We start from the raw sequence: 17,740 nt of genomic DNA on the forward strand, positions 1-17,740 counted from the left end.
GGTTTACCATTTCATCGATTGGAGTTCATCCACATTCGTGGATTTTTTGTGACGGAAAATCGCGATGACAAGAGCAAGGCCCACAGCTGCTTCCGCTGCAGCAATTGCCATCACAAAGAAAACAATGGTTTCCCCATTGATATGAGATAAGGCTTTGGAGAAAGTAACAAAGACTAAATTCACTGAGTTGAGGATGAGTTCCACAGACATAAAAATGATCACAATGTTTCGTCTGATGAGAACTCCAAGTACCCCAATGGAAAATAGGATTCCCGCAAGGCCGAGGAGATAGTGAACGGGGATTCCGTTGATAACTGGATTCATAAAACCGTATCCTTTGTTTGGTCGATTTCTGTGAGTTTCTTTTTGGCAAGGATCACTGCCCCAAGAACTGCCACAAGTAACAGAATCGAAATCATTTCAAATGGCAAAAGGTAATCCAAATAGGTGGATGCACCAACAGTGGCAACATTCCCTTTGGCATTCACAGTGGCCGTTCCTTGGATGGGGAAGGAATACTCTGCATTCTCATAGCCTTTTCCCATTTGTTCCGAATGAGGGACACCGGTAGTGAGTGCCGAATAGAGCAGGAAAAAAAATCCGATCACAAATACAGTTAATAATACCAAACGAATGGGGTGTTTGCGATAACGAGACATTGTTTCTGCTCTTTGGGAAAGTAACATGAGAACAAACACAACAAGCACCATAATGGCGCCCGCGTACACTAACACCTGCATGGTGGCGATGAACAAGGCTCCCATAATCCCATAAATCCCTGCGAGGGAAAAAAAGGTAAAAACTAGGGAAACTGCTGAGACTACTGGATTTTTTTGGAAAATCACACTTAACGCTGTGATCACAGTGACTGTTCCAAAAAACACAAAAAGCAAAAGTGATGGAGAAGTTTCTAGGTTCATATAAATAATTTCATCCATCCTTCTTTCCAATACACTGTATAGATGGAGGCAAAACACACAACAAATAGCCCCCAAGGGATCATCTTTTTCCAACCGAGTTTCATGAGTTGGTCATAACGAAATCTTGGAAGGGTCCAACGAACCCAAATGAACAAAAAGGCAAAAAACAATACTTTTAAGATAAAAAACCCAAGTCCAATGAAGGCTTGGTATTCTGATCCGGCTCCAATATGGAATGGCACATTATATCCACCAAAGAAAAGTAAGGTGGTTAGGCAAGACATGGTGATCATGTTCATGTATTCTGCCAAAAAGAAAAGTGCAAACTTAAACGCACCGTATTCTGTATGGAAACCAACCACAAGTTCCGACTCAGCTTCCGCTAAGTCAAAAGGCAAACGGTTCGTTTCAGCAAACATAGCCGTCACATAGATAAAAAACGCAACAAAACCAGGTGGGGATAAGATATTCCACATGTCTTTTTGAGAGTCACTGATGTCTGTGAGTTTGAGAGAACCAGTCATAATCACAATCGACACAATTGAAAGTCCCATGGGAAGTTCGTAACTAATCATCTGCGCTGTCGAGCGAACTCCACCGAGTAACGAGTATTTGTTGTTACTTGACCAACCAGCAATCATGATTCCGTACACTGACAATGAGGAAATCGCAAGCATGTACAACACGCCAGAGTCTGGGTTTGCAATTTGTAAGTCGATGGTTGTCACACCGGTAAGTGCAGTCAGCCACTCTGGTGCAGGAAGTGTCCCACCAAAGGGGATCACAGCCCAAGCCATGATTGCACACGTCATAGAAATTGTGGGTGCCAGGAGGTACATTCCCTTCGAGACATTTTTTGGAAAAATTTCCTCTTTGGCAATGAACTTAATCCCATCAGCCAAAGGTTGGAAAATTCCAAAAGGACCCGCACGGTTAGGGCCAGGTCTGTCCTGAATGAATCCAGCAAACTTTCGTTCGGCGAGGGTATAATACGCAACACCAGTTAAGATTACAAAAAACAAAGAGAGGATTTTAATCCCCCAAGCAAGTATTAAAGCCCAGTCCATCGTATTTGGTGACCTTTAGTGAGAAACACTCACTTCCTTTTTCAATCGAAGAGAAAACTCTTCCTTAAATTTCGTCATCGTAGGCCGAACTGCCATCACACAAGCATCCGCTAACGGACAAATGGTGGTGCCACCTTCCATATTTCGGGAAAGAGAAAAGATGAGTTCTACATCTTTTTCTGTCCCTTCTCCCACTTTGATTTTGTGGAGAAGGTCTTTGACCCAATGTGTTCCTTCGCGACAGGGTGTACACTGCCCACAAGATTCATGAGAATAAAATTCTGCCAAACGGTATGTGGTTTCCACAAGATCTGTTTCTTCCGATAAAATGATCACTGCCCCAGAGCCTAACATGGATTTGAGGGAAGCAATGGATTCATAATCCATTGTTGCCGTCATTGCTTCTTCTGCTGTGAGGATGGGTGAAGAACTTCCACCAGGGATCACTGCTTTTAGAGATTTATCGTTTTTGATTCCGCCACAGATGTCAAAAATGAGTTCCTTCATCGGAGTTCCCATTTCCACTTCATAAATCCCAGGTTTTTTCACATGCCCACTGACAGCAAAAAGTCTCGTGCCTGGAGATTTTTCGGTTCCGATTTTTTTGTATTCCTCCCCCGTCATACGAATGATATGCGGGACATTACAAAATGTTTCCACATTATTCACAACTGTTGGGCAAGCATAGAGTCCTGATACCGCAGGGAATGGAGGTTTAAGGCGTGGGTGGCCCCTCCGGCCTTCGAGAGAATTAATCAGAGCAGACTCTTCTCCGCAGATATACGCACCTGCACCAGAATACACAGCCAAATCAAAATCATACCCAAGGCCTAAGATATTTTTTCCGAGAAGTCCTGCTTTGTAAGCTTCTTCCACAGCGGTTTCCACAATCCGAATCCCCTTGTGAAATTCACCGCGGATGTAAATGTAACCTTGGTGGGAGTCAATGGCTTTTGCAGCAATGATCATGCCTTCAATGAGCATGTGAGGGAAACGTTCGATGAGCATTCGGTCTTTGAATGTCCCTGGTTCCCCTTCGTCCCCATTACAAATTAAGTATTTTGGTTTGTCGGTTTTAGGAATGAATCCCCATTTGTTTCCAGTAGGAAACCCAGCTCCACCCCGACCACGAAGCCCAGAATTTTTGACATCGTTTACAATTTGTTCGGCGGTCATACTGGAGATTGCTTTTTTTAAACTTTCATACCCACCTACCGATTGGTAATGTTTTAATGTATGAGAATCTCCGGCACCAATATGAGTTGTGAGTAAGGTTTTAAGTCCCATGTTATCCTTCTTTTTCCAATTCAGAAAGAATCTTTTCGATGGATTCTGGAGTTAAATTTTCATAATATTTGTCATTGATCTGAGCGACAGGTCCAAACCCACAAGCACCAAGACACTGCACTTCATCCACAGTGTATTTTTTATCCTTCGTGGTTTCCCCTTTACCGATTCCCAATTTGGAACAAACATGTTCAGTGATAGAATCAGAACCTGCCAGATAACAAGAGATATTCGCACAAATTTGGATGTGGAATTTCCCAACCGGTTTTTTGTTGTACATCGTGTAAAACGTAGCTACACCGTGCACATGTGCGAGGGACACTGGTTCACCAATCCGATCGGCGATGTATTGCATCCCTTCCGTATCCACAAAACCTTTGTCAGCTTGTAATAAAAAAAGACATGGCAAAATGAGAGAACGTTTGCTTGGAAATTGTGGGATAAGTCTTTGGAACCGTTTTTCCGATTCTTGTGAAAATTGATACGCCATTAACAATCAAGCTCCCCTGCAATGACATTGAGTGAGGACATCGTCGCAATGGTATCAGCAAGTAGTCCACCTTTCACCATCTCTGGGAATGCTTGGTAATACCAAAAACAAGGACGTCGCACATGCACCCGCCAAGGAGATTTTTCCCCTTCGGATACTACATAAAATCCAAGTTCCCCATTGGCCGCTTCTGTGGCATGGTAGTATTCCCCCGGTGGAACTTTGACTCCGTGCATAATGATTTTAAAATGATAAATCAGTTCTTCCATATTGTGGTACACACGGTCTTTCGGTGGAAGGAAAGTGTGTGGTACATCTGCGTGGTATGGTCCTTCAGGAATCCCATCAATCAGCTGTTCAATGATCCGCATGGACTGACGCATCTCTTCCATACGAACAAGAGTCCTGTCAAGAGCAGAGCCATCTTCTCCTACCGGGATGTCAAAATTTACCTTATCATAAAACATATAAGGATCATCTTTCCTTACGTCCCAAGGAACCCCTGCTGCACGTAAGTTTGGTCCCGAAAAACCATAAGCAATGGCACGTTCCGCAGAAATCCCACCAATGCCTTTGGTCCTTTCATTGAAGATTTTATTCCGAATGAGGAGTTCTTCGAATTCATCTAACGCTGGTTTGAGACCTTTTAGAATGAGTTTGATCTCAGATTGGAACTCAGGGTAAATATCACGTTCCATTCCACCCACACGGCAAAAGGTAGTTGTGAGGCGTGCTCCCGTGAGTTTCTCTAAAATTTGGTAAATGTTTTCGCGGTGGTGAAAAAGGTGTAATAAACCAGAGAAGGCTCCAAGGTCCACACCCATAATCCCATTACAAATGATATGATCCATAATCCGAGAAAGTTCTGAGATGATCATACGAACGTATGTCACACGATCAGGGACTTGGATTTGCATCATCTTTTCAACGGTAAGGATCCAACCGATGTTGTTGAGTGGAGTGGATACATAGTTCATTCGATCCGTACAAACTAAGAACTGGTTATAGTCGTAACGTTCCCCTAATTTTTCAAAACAACGGTGCACATAGCCAATCACAGATTCGGTGTCGACAACTCGTTCCCCATCAATCTGGATTACGTTTTGTAAAATTCCATGGGTAGCTGGATGGCTTGGTCCTAAGTTAACGAGTAAATGACCTTCTGGTAGGTCTTTGAATTTTTGGCCAAAGTGTTCGGCTGTTTTTTCGTACATTACCATATTGATTGTTTACCGCCTAACCGGCAATATCCTCTTCTACGTGAATGGTCAGTAAATCCTCGATGAGATAATCTTGGCCTGGACCTTCGAGTGGGTAATCTTTCCTGAGTGGGTGACCCACAAAGTTATCAGGCATAATGAGTCGTTCCATTCGTGGGTGGTTGGAAAATGAAATCCCCATCAGATCAAATACTTCTCGTTCGGGCCAATTCGCAGCAGGGAAAATTCCAGCAATGCTTGGAACCGATTCCCCTTCTCCCACAGGAACACGGAGTTGGAATCGGAAATGGTTGTTTTTTGGGGAACGAAGCAGGTATACCACTTCAAATCTTGGTTCCCTTTTTCCTAACCAATCGATCGATGTGAGATCATTTAAAAAAGTAAATGCAAACTCTGGATGATCCTTTAACGTCTGTACGACGGTAGTAAGACTTTCCTTTTGGATGCTAAAGTAGAGGAGATTAGTGTTTATGTCCCTTTGCGGGAGTAAACTATCTTTGAATTGCGATTGGATAAATTCGGTTAGTTTTTCTTTCATGCCACTACGAGGGGTTTGTTACGTTCGTTGATCTCTTGGATCTTCTTCATGACTTCTTGGCGGCGAGCTTCCAAACCTTGGCTTTGGACTTTTTTTTGTAACTTCACAAGGGCATCAAGCAACGCTTCTGGTCTAGGTGGACAACCGGGAACATACACATCCACTGGAAGGATACGGTCTACACCTTGTAACACACCATAGGTGTGAAACATCCCACCGGAGGAAGCACAAGCTCCCACAGAAATCACAAATTTAGGTTCTGCCAATTGATCGTATATCTGGCGTAATACGGGAGCCATTTTATAAGTGATGGTTCCGAGCACTAAGATCATGTCAGCTTGGCGAGGAGAAAAGGAAGGTCGTTCGGCACCAAAACGTGCGATGTCATAATCAGCACAAGAAGTACTCATGTACTCAATTCCACAACAAGCCGTCGCAAAAGGATAGGGCCACAAAGAAAAACTTTGTCCCCACTGTACCACATTGTCGAGTGTGGCAACTTGGAACATGTCACCAAACATCTCACCTGGTTTGGATAGTGTTTCTGTTAATCCCATTCCAGTGCTCCTTTTTTCCAGATATAGTATAGACCCACCACAAGGATGAGTAAAAAGAAAAACATTTCGAAAAGAAAAAACGTACCGAGCCCTGCTTCTTTGAATCCAATGAGATTTACAGCCCAAGGGTATAAAAACACTGCTTCAATATCAAAGAGGATAAAGAGGACTGCTACCAAGTAAAACTTGATGTTAAATAGTCCTCTGGCATCTCCATAATACGTAACACCACATTCAAAAGTATCTTGTGGTTTTGATTTTTTCTTTGGGTTTAAAAGAAAGGCAAGTGATAAGATCAGAGCGGAGAAACCGACTCCGAGCAAAAGTTGTAAGAGGATTGGTGCAAAACTATCCGGTGCGGATCCCATGTATGAAAATGCTCTCACGAAAGGGGTTAGTTGTCAAGATGAGAAAGAATTTCCCCTTTGTTTTCGTGTATTTTTCGCGATGGGAGGCAAAATCTCTAATTTTTGAGATAAACTCTCAATACCGGTCTCCCCATAACCTTTCCAATTGTTCTTTTAGATTTTTCTCCATCCCTTGGTTGGAAGGAGAATAAAAACTTGGTGGGTTCGGATAAAAGGACTCAGGGAAGTATCGTTCTTTCAGGAAATGTCCTGGAAAATCATGTGGGTATTTGTAACCTTCTCCCGCTCCTTCGTTACGGTGAGTGGCAGTGGGTGCATTTCGTAAATGGTTTGGGATTTGGAAGGAACGATTCCTTGCCTTCACAAAGGCCAATGCTTCATTGATTGCCACATAACTTGCATTAGACTTTGGTGCGGACGCAAGGAAAGTGGTACATTGCCCAAGAGAGATTCTTCCTTCTGGCATTCCTACACGTTCTACCGCCTGCCAAGTAGCAATTGCGAGAGGAAGAGCATGTACACTTGCATTTCCTACATCTTCACTGGCAAAAATCACAAGCCTCCTAGCAATAAAAAGTGGGTCTTCCCCACCCTCGAGCATGAGCGCCAAATAGAATAAAGCAGCATCCGGATCACTGCCCCGAAGGGATTTGATAAAAGCTGAAATGATATCATAATGGCTTTCACTATTTTTATCATAGGTAACAAGGGTGTCCCCAAGGATGACGGATAACTTTTCTTCTGTGACCTCTTCCCCTTCCTTTGTGGCACTTAAGATTCGTTCTAGATACCCAAGGAGTTTTCGTGCATCCCCAGCACTCCTTCGAAAGAGTTCCTGTTTCACCACTTCTGGAATCGTTCGATTTGAGTTTTGTTTGGTTAGGCAGGAGGAAAATATTTGGTCCTCTTCTTCTTCCGTGAGAGTCGTGAGCCGGTAGACCAACATACGAGAGAGTAAGGCCTTATTCACTCGAAAACTTGGATTTTCAGTGGTGGCGGCAATGAGGATAATTTCCCCTTCTTCCACAGCTGATAACAACGCATCCTGTTGGGAAGAAGAGAACCTGTGGATCTCATCCAAAAAAAGGACAATGGTGCCAAGTCGTTTCCCTTCTTCCAACACTTCCCTTACTTCTTTGACGCCACTTGTCACACAACTTAAGTATCGTTTTTCCAATTTCCAAGATTCGGCAAGGAGGTGTGCAAGAGTGGTTTTCCCAGTACCGGGTGGACCATAGAATAAAATGGATGTGGGTTTTGAAATGGAACGTAAGGCAGAGACCACTTTTGATTGGCCCACAAATTCGGACCAAGTTTTTGGCCTCACCAAGTGGGCAAGAGGGACTTGTTTGGAATGAGAAAAAAGGGAATCCAATTTAGTTTAAATCCAATTCCTTTTTCACTGCCATATAACAGTTGTAAATGGTTTCATTACACACATCACAACCTGAATGGCAACAGATAAGAGCACGTTCGGAAACCTTTCCATCGATCAGGTTTTTGACAAAAGCTGCAGTCCTATCTGGTAAAAAGAAAAACCTGACTTTTTCTAAAATCACTTCGTCGACTGACTTAGGGAATAGTCGTTCCTCGGTCATCTTAACCTCCCGTGATCCAACCGATGTACATAGCATAAAAATAAACAGAGATACGAACAAACCGAAAGAGAGACCCGAGAAAAAACAATCGGTATGGCATCTTAAACGTTCCAACTGTATATGCCATCCAAGAATACGGAATCGGAGTCAGGGCACTGAGAACCACGGCACCAAATCCGTACTTTCGAATGTAAGGAAGGAGTTTGTCTTCGTAGTGTAAAACCATTTGCCGGCCCAAATGGAATCTTGGGATAAGATAAAGCCCAATGTAATAGGCAATGGTTCCACCAATGATACTACCAACTGACATCGATAAAATGGTCTTTAGAGGGTCCATCTCTCCTGTAATGGCTAACATCAAAAAAGCATCGGGTGGGACAAAGGCAGGTAGGCTATCGGAAAGGATCATTCCAATGAATAGTCCGAGGAATCCAAAAATTCGGACAAAGTGTTCGCTAAACCCAAGTAGTTCTTTACGAAAAAAATAAGCAAGGCCAAACACAATGGCGAGAACGATTACAATCGAAAGAATGGTTTGAAAAAATAAGGTTCGTAGATTGATGGATGTCTCTTGTTCTTTTGACATTTGTTATGCCTTGGTTTCTTTTAAAAGGAGGTTACGACTCGTTCGGATCCAATCTTCGATTTTGGAAACAGAGTCTTTGATGAGTGCCTGCAACTGTGTTTTTTCTTCCGCGTAGAAGTTTTGTAAAACAAAGTCAGCCACGTCCATCCCCCCTTTTTCCGGTTTGCCCACACCAAACCGTAGCCGATGGAATTCTTGGGACCCGAGTTTTGCCACGATATCTTTTAGACCATTATGGCCAGCAGTTCCCCCACCAATTTTGTTTTTGATTTTTCCAAATGGCAAATCGACTTCGTCCTGGACCACAAGGATTTGTGAGGGTGGAATTTTATACAAATTGGCAAGAGTTTGTGTCGCTTTGCCCGAGAGGTTCATAAACTCCAAAGGTTTTAGTAAATGGATTTTATCACCTTCCCAAGTATGTGTGGTTTCAGCATATTTTTTGGCGTCCTTAAAGGACACACCAAATTCGGAAGCCAAAACATCTAAGATCATAAACCCAATATTATGCCTGGTGTTTTTGTATTTGTCTCCAGGATTTCCAAGACCAACAATTAAAAAGTGAATCATAAACTCCCAAGAATTATATGTAACATTCGTTCGGTGGCTTTGACTGCAGCAACCTGTTGGTCCGAATCAATACCGATTGTGCGGATGGGGTGACCTTCTCCCTCTTTTTTCCAAGTGATGACAGTCTCCACGAGTGCATTGGTATTCCCACCAGGTGGAATCCTCACTTCATAATCAAAGAGTTTTGGGATTTGGATCTTCAAGGTTTTTAAGATGGTTCCGAGGGCATTCATAAACGCATCGTAACCACCATCCCCTTCTCCTTTTCCTTCATAGAGTTTGCCTTGGTACATCACTTTCACTTCCGCCTTTGGTTTGACACCAATGCCACTTGTGACTGTACATGTTTCGATCCGAAAACTAGATTCTAAGTTTTCCCCTGTGATATCAGAAATGATATAAGGTAAATCTTCTTTGGTGACAGTTTTGTTTTGGTCCCCAAGTTCGATGACCCTTGCGAGAACCTTCTTTTCGATCTCAGGGGAAAGCACCATTCCCAATTGTTTTAAGTTCTCGGTGATACTTGCTTTCCCTGCTAACTTACCGAGTGCATAAACACGGCTCCTTCCAAATCGTTCGGGAAGGATGGGATTTGCATATAAATTACCCTTTTTGTCTCCATCGGCATGGACACCTGCTGTTTGTGTGAATACATCTTCTCCCACAATCGGTCTGTTATCCGAGATTCGTTTTCCTGAAAATACTTCCACAAGTCTTGAGGAACTTGTGATTTCCTTTTCGACAACTGAGGTTCTAAATTTGGTTTTGTCATGAAGGGCAGTCACTACCGCTTCCAGTGGAGAATTCCCAGCTCGTTCCCCAAGACCGTTCACAGCGACATGGAGTCCTCGAACCCCTGCTTTCACTGCTTCCAAACAATTTGCAACAGCTAGGTCATAATCATTATGCCCGTGAAACTCAAACCATAAATTGGGAAATAGGCTAACAAGATCTGTCACCGCGGTTCGCACTTCTTCGGGGGATAAAACACCCAATGTATCGGCTAAATAAAAACGTTTGATAGGAAATTTGGAAACTGTTTGTAAGTATTGAATGACGTAATCTCTGGAATGTAAGTATCCATTGGACCAGTCTTCTAAATAAACATTCACTGTGATCCCGGCTTCTTGAGCAAATTCCACAGTTTGTTTGATATCGGAAAAATGTTCTTCGGGAGTTTTTCGCAATTGGTTTGTTAGGTGATTAAGTGATCCTTTTGTCAAAAGGTTTAAAACCTTAACCCCAGTGCCCTTCATCCACTCCACAGTTTTGTCTACGTCAACAAATCCTAAAATCTCAATCCGGTCCTGAAGACCTTCTCCTTTTGCCCATTCAATGATTTTCCTAACAGCTTCAAATTCTCCAGGGGAAACTCTTGCACTCGCAATTTCTACTCTGTCAGTTTTTAGATCCTTTAAAAGGTGTTTGGTGATGTTTAGCTTTTGTTGCCAAGAGAATGATACACCATTGGTTTGTTCCCCATCCCGTAAGGTTACGTCTAAAATTTCTATTTTGGAATTTGGTTCTGTCATGCTTTCAATCGATTGATGTATTCTTTGGAAGGTGCGAGGATTTCCACAAGGGTACTACCTGGGTTCTGCCGAAACATTGGATCGGATTCCACTAATTTCAAAAACCCTGAGCTAGTCACGTAGTCAATCGCCATTCGGCGTAATACCCCTTCCCCGATTCCATGTAGGATTTCCACATAGGTTTCCCCATCCATAAAGGCTTCATGGAGTTCCCTCTCGAGTTTGGTCCGAGCTTCTTCGAATCGGAGTTTACGAATGTAAATGGTACGCACCGTAAGTCCAAAAAAATGGACTTAGGTCAAATTGCAACAGAAACGAACTGCATCCAATAGTTCCTTGGTATTCCAAGGTTTGGAAAAAATCGCATAGGTTTTGGCTTCTTCTTTTACACGGTTGATTGCATCCCTGTCTGCATGCCCAGAAATGAGGATGGATTTGATGTGAGGGTATTTTTGGTGGACTTTGATGAGAAATTCGTCTCCCCGCATCCCGGGCATGAGCCAGTCCGATAAAATGAGAATCACTTCCACACCTGATTGGCAGAGGTCATCAATCACTTCCATGGCTTCTTCTGGGTTTTGAGCCGTTTCATATGTGTAACTGCCCCCGATCTCTCTTTTGAGTTCTTGTACGAGAGAAAGAAGGAGGATTGGTTCATCATCAACACATAGAATGGCATTTTTCTCGTTTTTGATCTGCGATAAATTCAAACTCTTTCCCCTTCCATTACTTTTGGTATGTACACCCTGAATTCCGTTCCAGTAGGATCTGAAATAAAATCAATTTTTCCATTCATTTTTTCCACGATTTGTTTACAAATGTCAAGCCCAAGCCCAATCCCCTCTCCATGTTTTTTTGTCGTAAAAAAAGGCAAAAAAACTTTGTCTTGGATTTCGGGATCAATTCCTTTACCATTATCCTTAATCGATGTTAGGATAAAGTCTGATTCTGTTGTGACTGAGATTCTAATTTTACCCTTATAATCCATTGCTTGTAAAGCATTATTGATTAAATTGATCCAAACTTGGTTGAGTTTATCTCGATCCGCCAAACAAGAATCAGATGTAAAATAGTTCTTAATGATTTCCACATCTTTTTTAATTTTTGCCTGGTATAAAGTTAAAATTGAATCCAATTCTGAAGGAATATTCACATGTTGTGAGTTAGTGTCGGCAACAGATTGGTCGGTATACAAATAATGTTTGAGTGCATTCACTACATGTGAGGCTTTTTCCGTAGCAGATTGAACCACGTACACCAATCGATACAAACTTCCCAAAGTCACAACATTTTGTAATAAGAGATTCGCTCCTGGTTTTTCTATAATGGAAAAGATTTGAGAGTCCCAGATAGTGACTCCAATTGATGTTAGATGGTCGAGTATATCTTCAGGATTGGGAATATTTTTTTCTTTGAGTTGTGCCATCCTTTCCTTTTTTTCCGCTCGACTCATAAGACCAGAACTTCTATCTCCAAAATTAACACTTAACATGAGTAATGTTTGAAAGTCTTCCAATTCATCATGGTTTAATTTTTCCAAAAATTGTGGAAGGAGTAGGATATCCTTTTTTAAAATTTCCGACATGGCACGCACGCTGGAAGAAATTGCACCAAGTGGTGTATTCAATTCATGAGTGATGCCTGCTGCAAATTGTCCTAGTGCTGCTAATTTTTCACTGAGTAATAACTGGTTTTGTGCATTATGTAGATCGAGTAAAATTCGTTCTTTGGTGGCAATGGTTTCCAGTAAATTCTTGTTACTTTCCATAAGAGCAACCGTTCGGTCATTGACGATTTTTTCCAAATTAGTATTGGTTTCCATCACCATCCTTTGGCTTGCACTCACCCTTTCGAAACTGGATTTTAATTCCCTCGACATAAAACGGAATGCATCCGAAAGCCCTCGGAGCTCAGCAATCATACTCTCACCCACAGGAAAGTCCCAATCTCCTTTTGCCAGTGATTTGGATGCAGAAGAAAATCGTAAAATTGGACGTGTGACAAGTTCTGCCAAAACTACAGCTAGGATCAGACTCAAAAGAATGGCCCAAGCAAATACCATAGCTGACTCACTATTCCCTGTATACACTCCACTCAAATAAAAGGAATAAGGAAACAGTGTAACTAGGTAGATGGATTTTTTTTCTTTTGGGATTTCGAATCTCGAAACATTGGCATTCCAATTTTCTCTCGATAGTGGTTTTTTTGTCACAACAGAAAAACTCAAATGTGTTTCTGGGTAATGAAGGTCACTTGCTTGTTTTTTTAATTCGACACGTAAAGTTTCCAAAAGACGAGAAGATTTTGGTTCGTTCGATAGACTAGAAATGAGTGTTAGGTGAGAATCCAACAAGTACACTTTTCCTTGGGTGTTCACCATGGAAACATCCAATAATTGTTGGAGTAAAATGGGACTTGCGTTTATGGAGCCAGTACTTGATTCCAATTCTGATAATTGTAATTGAATGTTTTTTGACCATTGTTTGTGTAAAATTTCAACCATATGGTATGCAGATTCTTCTGCATTTTTTAAAGTCACATACGATGTAATCCCAACTAATAACAAAACCAAACAAACAAATGGTGCCACAATGAATAATTGTAAGGATATCCCGGTTCTATCTTCAGCATATTGTTCATTTGAAGGCCCAAGATTCGATGCTGATACCCAAACCATTCTTGGTTCTGTGATGCTAACTTCCTTTACTTGGAATGGGATCTCAGCCCAAAAATATCCAATTTTTTTAACAATGGGAAACAACAAAAAAGTGATGAGCGGAGCTAGGATCCAGGTGATTCCAGTTGTGAAAATAAGAGCTGAACTAATGGTATGATAGGAAATTTCAGATCCAAATTGTTTGGAACATAAAAACCCCCATAAAAACGGTTCGAGTAATAAAAACAAAAAAACAAATATGAAATAATAAATCCAGACTCTCACCTTACTAAAATTTGGTGACTTACCAATCATTTGGTAAGAGAGCCAAAACATGGATGGATTAATGAAATACCCAAGTAACCAGTCCCATAAAAAGTCTGGAGGAACCCCTTCGATCAAATCGGATAGACCATAAGCAAAAGGCACTGCAAGTAATGCTGGGTATCCAAAAAAATTAAGGCATAAAAAAACAGATAAATCCTTAAGACTTTCTAAGGTCTGTGCTCCAGGGATGAGGACAATGGAACTCCCTAAATAACCAGTTGCAAATATGGAGATAAAGGTAATGAGAAAAAAATAGAAACTTTTGAGATTCCATGTCCAGACTTCCCTCGAGATCCGGAATTGTTTTCCATTCCTAAATGTAAATCCAGTATAAGCAAAAACTGCAATGAGAGATCCCAATAAAAACGAAAATCGACCCCAGACTTCTAAAATAGGCAGTGGGATTTTGGAAATGACAAACTCTAACCAAACGATGATCTCTGCCATGACCAAAAAATCGTAGGTGGTATTTTAAATTAGTAAAGCAAAATCTTTTTTACTTTCTTTGCAAGTGAGGAAGGGAACTCGGTTTCAAGTGAATCCAGTTTTACCCATTTAAATTCAATATTCGATGTTTTCAAAAAAGTTTCCAATTCCATTGTCTGATTTAATTTTAAATGGGGAACAGAATATTCTAATTTATGATGAGTGATGGTATGTTTGATGGTTCCTAAGTTTTGGCATTGTCCTTGATACGATCCTAAAAAATGAAAAAAATCGGAAGGATGATATTCATTGTTAGGTAGTTCACCTAAAAAACCATAGGGAAGATGGAACATACCTTTTAAAAATCGATTTTTATGTTCTTTAATGAGGAGGTAAACATCGTCCTTCTGGACAATCCATATCTCACCTTGCAAAACAATTTGTTTTTGATTTTTTTCGCGAATGGGGATTTCTTTTGTTTTCCCATGGATTCTAGCAAAACATCCTTCCATGAGTGGACAAACCAAACATTTAGGTGATTCAGGTAAGCAGATTGTTGCCCCAAGTTCCATCATGGCTTGGTTATGGTCACCAGGAAATTCCAAGTTTAAAAATTCATTTGCCTTTTCCTGCAGTTCTAAATCTGCTTTTGGACCTAGAATGTTTTTCACATAACCAGTGTAACGCGAAAGCACGCGTTTTACATTTCCATCAAGTACTGCATAAGGTAAATCATAGGCAATCGATAAAATAGCACGTGCTGTATAATTCCCAATGCCTGGTAACTTTAATACCAATTCTAAGTCTTTTGGAAAGGAACCATTGTACAAATTGACAATTTGAATGGCAGCTTTTCGTATGTTCCGAGCACGGCTATAATACCCAAGGCCCTTCCAATGAGCAAGGACTTCTTCTTCACTTGCCTTAGCCAACTCTTCTGGGTTTGGAAAACGTCTTAGGAAATTTTCAAACAAGGGTAACATCGCCGCAACTCTTGTTTGCTGCAACATCACCTCAGAAATCCAAATGGGATATGCTTGTTTTTTTTTACGAAAAGGTAAGTCACGTTTGTGTAATAAATACCAATCGTGAAGTTTTTTCTGTGGGCTCAAATGTCCGAATCTTGTATGCTATAACGAAGGTAGGTATTACAACTTCCCTCTTCCGTATACCGAACCAAGTCATAATCCAAACGGGTGGATCGGAAAAATTTGGAATGAGCCAATCGTTCGCGGATTTCCTGACGGATGTGGTCACGAGCTTCTTGTCTTTTATCATAATAGGCAGGTGATAAAATTTCACTTTTGTAAGACAAATTTCCCTCACGGTAAATCGCTACAGTCACCTGCACTCGGTATTTGCGTTGTAATCCTTGTTTTACTTCCGTATTCATTGGTTCCAAAAAGCCCAGGTTTTCTTCCTAAATTGATTTTCGGTTTGGAAGGTAGTGAAATTGAAAGCCACAGATTTTTTTCATACTGCTTGCCCAAATTTTCGAATTTAATTTCCTAGATAATGAGAACATAAGATTCAAATGAGCACCAAATATAACGAATCGCCATTTTTTTACAGAAGAAGACCTACAAGAGAAGTGAAAGTGGGAGATGTTGGAATTGGAGGGAAAAACCCAATCCGTGTCCAATCGATGATCACATCTAACACAAGAGATACGGATGCGAGTATCCAACAAATCTCAGATTTAGAGAAAGCTGGTTCGGAAATCGTTCGCCTAACAGTACCTAGTCAAGCTGATGCAGATAACTTACCAAATATCCGAAAACGGATGAAAGAACTTGGTCTAAAAGTTCCTCTTGTAGCTGATATCCACTTCACACCACAAGTTGCATTAAAATGTGTGGAATGGGTTGAAAAGGTGCGCATCAACCCAGGAAACTTTGCTGACAAAAAAAAATTTGAGATCATCGAATACACTGACAAAGATTATAATGAAGAACTAGAACGGATTGAAGAAGTATTCACTCCTCTTGTATTAAGAGCCAAAGAACTTGGTGTTGCCATGAGAATTGGAACGAACCATGGAAGTTTATCGGATCGTATTATGAATCGATTTGGGGACACACCTCTTGGAATGGTAGAGTCTGCATTGGAATTCATCCGAATTGCTGAAAAAAATTCGTATCGAGACATTGTTGTTTCCATGAAAGCATCCAATCCTCAAGTCATGATACAAGCTTACCGTATGTTAGTTGCTAGATTTTATGACTTAGGAATGGATTATCCACTCCACTTAGGTGTGACAGAGGCCGGAGATGGTAAAGATGGAAGGATCAAATCAGCGATCGGAATCGGAAGTTTACTGGAAGATGGTCTGGGTGATACAATTCGTGTCTCATTAACAGAAGATGCCATTTTTGAAATCCCCGTTGCGAAAGAACTGGTTCAAAAATATAACAATCTCTATTTTCATTCCTTAACGGCAAAAGAAAATCCAGTGGTGCGAGATAGCATATATTCGGAATTTCGAGACCCTTACCAATACTCTCGGTTTTATTCCAAAGAAATTGCAGTTGGGGAAACAAAAATTGGTGATACAAATCCAGTTAGGATTGAATCCTGTTTTCCTTTTTTTGGAGAAGGAACTGCAGAAGAAGTCCTGCATCTCATCCAAAGGGGAAGCAAATCAGGTCGAGTTCCAGAACTGATTCATTTTAACATTGATTCCGAATTCGATTTACTAACTCTTGGAACGATGGTAAGGAGAGGATCATTCCCATTACCTGTTTCCATCGCACTTTCTGAAGAACTAATGTACCAGTATGATACCTTTGCTGAAGATTTGTATAAGTTTCAAAAATGGGTCATCTCCCCTTCTCTCTTTTTAAAAGAATCGGAAGAATCCTGGGATGACCTTTTACAATTTGTACATCGATATGCAAAAGACAAACGATCAGTGGAATGGACTTTTTCATCATCTAATGTTGAGCAGGTGTCTATTGTCTTAAAAGAATGCAAAAAAAGAAAAATTGAAAATATTCTTTTTTCAACTTCAGATGGTGACTTACTCACAACCCGAAAACTAGCATTCTTATTAAGAGAATCCGATTACCCCATTGTATTAAATGTTTCTGGAAAGAACAAAGACCAATTGATGTATGATGCTTCGATCCAAGCAGGAGGAAGTTTATTAGATGGAATTGGAGATGTCATCAGACTATCCTACGGTGACGGAGAAGCAGAAGAATGTTTGCATTTAAATTTTGATATTTTGCAAGCAACTCGGCTTAGACTTACCAAAACAGAATACATTTCCTGCCCTTCGTGTGGAAGGACCATGTTTGACTTACAAACAACAACAGCAAAAATCAAAGAAAAAACGGGCCATCTAAAAGGTGTAAAAATTGCTGTGATGGGATGTATTGTGAATGGACCAGGTGAGATGGCAGATGCTGATTTTGGATATGTTGGGGCAGGAATTGGTAAAGTCCACCTCTACAAAGGGAAAGAAATTGTAAAAAAAGGAGTCTCTGAAACGGAAGCTCCCGACCTACTCATCGAACTCATTCGTGAAAATGGGATGTGGAACGATCCAGAATAAAAAATAGTTTCCTTTTGTTTCTTCCATCTGTAACTTCACCCA

General features: G+C 41.0%; 20 protein-coding genes. 1 reads left to right on the top strand and 19 read right to left on the bottom strand.

Annotated elements, in window-relative coordinates; translation table 11 throughout:
* Positions 1–3: 3 nt before the first annotated feature.
* From nuoK to CH354_RS10915, 19 genes are all read right to left on the bottom strand, one after another.
* Positions 4–324 (bottom strand): NADH-quinone oxidoreductase subunit NuoK, encoded by a 321-nt coding sequence (nuoK, locus tag CH354_RS10825; protein WP_100726527.1) that lies wholly within the window; start codon positions 322–324, stop codon positions 4–6.
* Positions 321–938, bottom strand: a complete 618-nt coding sequence (locus CH354_RS10830) for an NADH-quinone oxidoreductase subunit J family protein (RefSeq protein WP_100726526.1) — start codon at positions 936–938, stop codon at positions 321–323. Before CH354_RS10830 ends, nuoK begins: the two co-directional genes overlap by 4 nt.
* Positions 917–1,987, bottom strand: coding sequence for an NADH-quinone oxidoreductase subunit NuoH (gene nuoH / locus CH354_RS10835; protein ID WP_100718054.1), 1,071 nt, complete (start codon positions 1,985–1,987; stop codon positions 917–919). The genes CH354_RS10830 and nuoH overlap by 22 nt, the downstream gene beginning before the upstream one ends.
* 15 nt (positions 1,988–2,002) lie before the next feature.
* On the bottom strand, positions 2,003–3,274 hold the full coding sequence (nuoF, locus tag CH354_RS10840; RefSeq protein WP_100718053.1) for an NADH-quinone oxidoreductase subunit NuoF: 1,272 nt from the start codon (positions 3,272–3,274) through the stop codon (positions 2,003–2,005).
* A gap of 1 nt (position 3,275) precedes the next feature.
* Positions 3,276–3,764: an NADH-quinone oxidoreductase subunit NuoE family protein gene (locus CH354_RS10845; RefSeq protein ID WP_100718052.1), complete on the bottom strand. Its 489-nt coding sequence runs from the start codon at positions 3,762–3,764 to the stop codon at positions 3,276–3,278.
* Positions 3,764–4,984, bottom strand: a complete 1,221-nt coding sequence (locus CH354_RS10850) for an NADH-quinone oxidoreductase subunit D (RefSeq protein WP_207762666.1) — start codon at positions 4,982–4,984, stop codon at positions 3,764–3,766. Before CH354_RS10850 ends, CH354_RS10845 begins: the two co-directional genes overlap by 1 nt.
* Before the next feature lie 16 nt (positions 4,985–5,000).
* Positions 5,001–5,522, bottom strand: a complete 522-nt coding sequence (locus CH354_RS10855) for an NADH-quinone oxidoreductase subunit C (protein ID WP_100726525.1) — start codon at positions 5,520–5,522, stop codon at positions 5,001–5,003.
* On the bottom strand, positions 5,519–6,079 hold the full coding sequence (locus CH354_RS10860; protein ID WP_100718050.1) for an NADH-quinone oxidoreductase subunit B: 561 nt from the start codon (positions 6,077–6,079) through the stop codon (positions 5,519–5,521). The genes CH354_RS10855 and CH354_RS10860 overlap by 4 nt, the downstream gene beginning before the upstream one ends.
* Positions 6,070–6,447 carry an NADH-quinone oxidoreductase subunit A gene (locus CH354_RS10865; RefSeq protein ID WP_012476226.1) on the bottom strand — a complete coding sequence of 126 codons (378 nt, stop codon included), beginning with the start codon at positions 6,445–6,447 and terminating at the stop codon, positions 6,070–6,072. The genes CH354_RS10860 and CH354_RS10865 overlap by 10 nt, the downstream gene beginning before the upstream one ends.
* A gap of 115 nt (positions 6,448–6,562) precedes the next feature.
* Positions 6,563–7,822 carry a replication-associated recombination protein A gene (locus tag CH354_RS10870; protein WP_100726524.1) on the bottom strand — a complete coding sequence of 420 codons (1,260 nt, stop codon included), beginning with the start codon at positions 7,820–7,822 and terminating at the stop codon, positions 6,563–6,565.
* Position 7,823: 1 nt separating this feature from the next.
* The gene (locus CH354_RS10875) at positions 7,824–8,045 is read right to left on the bottom strand and encodes a hypothetical protein (RefSeq protein WP_100718048.1); all 222 of its coding nucleotides are present in this window, start codon (positions 8,043–8,045) and stop codon (positions 7,824–7,826) included.
* A gap of 1 nt (position 8,046) precedes the next feature.
* Positions 8,047–8,631, bottom strand: a complete 585-nt coding sequence (locus CH354_RS10880; protein ID WP_100718047.1) for a YqaA family protein — start codon at positions 8,629–8,631, stop codon at positions 8,047–8,049.
* 3 nt (positions 8,632–8,634) lie between these two features.
* A complete protein-coding gene (pth, locus tag CH354_RS10885) occupies positions 8,635–9,201 on the bottom strand; it encodes an aminoacyl-tRNA hydrolase (protein ID WP_100726523.1) in 567 nt (188 codons plus the stop codon).
* Positions 9,198–10,733: a (R)-citramalate synthase CimA gene (gene cimA, locus CH354_RS10890; RefSeq protein WP_100726522.1), complete on the bottom strand. Its 1,536-nt coding sequence runs from the start codon at positions 10,731–10,733 to the stop codon at positions 9,198–9,200. Before cimA ends, pth begins: the two co-directional genes overlap by 4 nt.
* On the bottom strand, positions 10,730–11,005 hold the full coding sequence (locus CH354_RS10895) for a Smr/MutS family protein (RefSeq protein ID WP_100718044.1): 276 nt from the start codon (positions 11,003–11,005) through the stop codon (positions 10,730–10,732). Before CH354_RS10895 ends, cimA begins: the two co-directional genes overlap by 4 nt.
* Before the next feature lie 21 nt (positions 11,006–11,026).
* Positions 11,027–11,443 carry a response regulator gene (locus tag CH354_RS10900; RefSeq protein ID WP_012388280.1) on the bottom strand — a complete coding sequence of 139 codons (417 nt, stop codon included), beginning with the start codon at positions 11,441–11,443 and terminating at the stop codon, positions 11,027–11,029.
* Entirely contained in the window at positions 11,440–14,163 is a 2,724-nt protein-coding gene (locus CH354_RS10905) for a sensor histidine kinase (RefSeq protein ID WP_100726521.1), read from the bottom strand. The genes CH354_RS10900 and CH354_RS10905 overlap by 4 nt, the downstream gene beginning before the upstream one ends.
* A gap of 29 nt (positions 14,164–14,192) precedes the next feature.
* A complete protein-coding gene (mutY, locus tag CH354_RS10910) occupies positions 14,193–15,254 on the bottom strand; it encodes an A/G-specific adenine glycosylase (protein WP_100726520.1) in 1,062 nt (353 codons plus the stop codon).
* Entirely contained in the window at positions 15,251–15,535 is a 285-nt protein-coding gene (locus tag CH354_RS10915) for a hypothetical protein (RefSeq protein WP_100718098.1), read from the bottom strand. Before CH354_RS10915 ends, mutY begins: the two co-directional genes overlap by 4 nt.
* Before the next feature lie 141 nt (positions 15,536–15,676).
* On the opposite strand from CH354_RS10915, the gene ispG reads away from it, so the two are divergent.
* Positions 15,677–17,698, top strand: a complete 2,022-nt coding sequence (gene ispG, locus CH354_RS10920) for a (E)-4-hydroxy-3-methylbut-2-enyl-diphosphate synthase (RefSeq protein ID WP_100726519.1) — start codon at positions 15,677–15,679, stop codon at positions 17,696–17,698.
* Positions 17,699–17,740: the final 42 nt, after the last annotated feature.

It is taken from the genome of Leptospira levettii (genome assembly GCF_002812085.1).
Classification (GTDB): domain Bacteria; phylum Spirochaetota; class Leptospiria; order Leptospirales; family Leptospiraceae; genus Leptospira_A; species Leptospira_A levettii.